Below are 1,198 nucleotides of genomic sequence, written 5' to 3'. Positions count from 1 at the left end.
CGCGAATATAGAGAAATATCCCGAATGTGCAGTTAACGAATTCTTGCGGTTTCTTTCAGCGCCGCCAATACCGCCAGCCCGTCGCGCAAGGGGCGCGGCTCGTGTGTGCGGATGAAGTCAGCTCCACCTGCGGCGGCGGCAAGCTCTGCAGCGAGTGTCGCGGCCCCGACATCCCCCGGACCACGGCCTGTGAGCGCGCGCAGAAAGGATTTGCGCGAAACAGACAGAAGCACCGGCAAATCGAAGCGCAGCCGCAATTCATCGAACCGCGCCAGCACCGAGAGCGAGGTTTCGGGAGCAGCCCCCAGAAAAAACCCCATGCCGGGATCAAGGACAAGGCGGTTGCGTTTGATACCGGCACCCGTCAGCGCCGCGATGCGCGCGTCAAAGAACGCCGCAATGTGATCCATGATGTCGCCAGCGGGTGCCTCGCGCCGATCTGCCTGCCCGTCTTGCACCGAATGCATAACGACGAGTTTGGCAGATGATTTCGCCAATTGCGGATAGAACGCAGCGTCTGGAAAACCGCGAATATCATTGAGATAGGCCACACCACGCGACAAGGCATAGGCTTGCGTCGCGGGTTGATAACTGTCGAGCGAGACGGGAATGCCATCTGCCTTGAGCGCGTCCAGCACCGGCGCGATACGCGCGATTTCTGTGTCGGACGAAACAGGCGCGGCGTCGGGATTGCTGGATGCCGGACCGAGGTCGATCACATCTGCCCCCTCGGCCATCAGCTTACGCGCCTGCGCAATGGCTGCGTCTGGCGCCAGATACCGGCCTCCATCGGAGAAACTGTCCGAGGTTATGTTGACGATGCCGAAAATGATGAGCGATTTATTCATGGGGGCTTCTATAATAATAATAATCGAGCATGAGTCTCATACGGATGCTCGGGTCGAAAGGGAATCCCCAGGCGAGTAACCTGTTTGCGGTGATCCATTAGCTGCAGGAGCAGAATAGCATACATCTGGAAGCAAAGCCAGGAAAGCGGCCTATGGAGCTGTGCGGCAGCGCTCAGTAGGCAATTTTTCAAAATATTGTTAAGCCTTTTCTGAGCATGGTATTTTTCATGGTATTACCAATTAGCAGGAAAATAAGCCATTGAATATAAAAGATAAAAATGTCTTGTTTACAATAGAGTGGGATACAGACACGCTTGATATGTTTGGAGATGGGGTTCTAGGGATTTTCC

At 55.1% G+C, this 1,198-nt stretch carries 1 protein-coding gene; it reads right to left on the bottom strand.

What is annotated here, in order from left to right:
- Positions 1-32: 32 nt before the first annotated feature.
- Complete coding sequence (sul2, locus tag AKJ31_RS20345) at positions 33-848, bottom strand: sulfonamide-resistant dihydropteroate synthase Sul2 (RefSeq protein WP_001043260.1); 816 nt, start codon at positions 846-848, stop codon at positions 33-35.
- Positions 849-1,198: the final 350 nt, after the last annotated feature.

The organism is Vibrio hepatarius, assembly GCF_001274785.1.
Classification (GTDB): Bacteria; Pseudomonadota; Gammaproteobacteria; order Enterobacterales; family Vibrionaceae; genus Vibrio; species Vibrio hepatarius.
The sequence above is the reverse complement of the archived record's forward strand: the minus strand, read 5'-3'. Positions and strand labels throughout refer to the sequence as shown.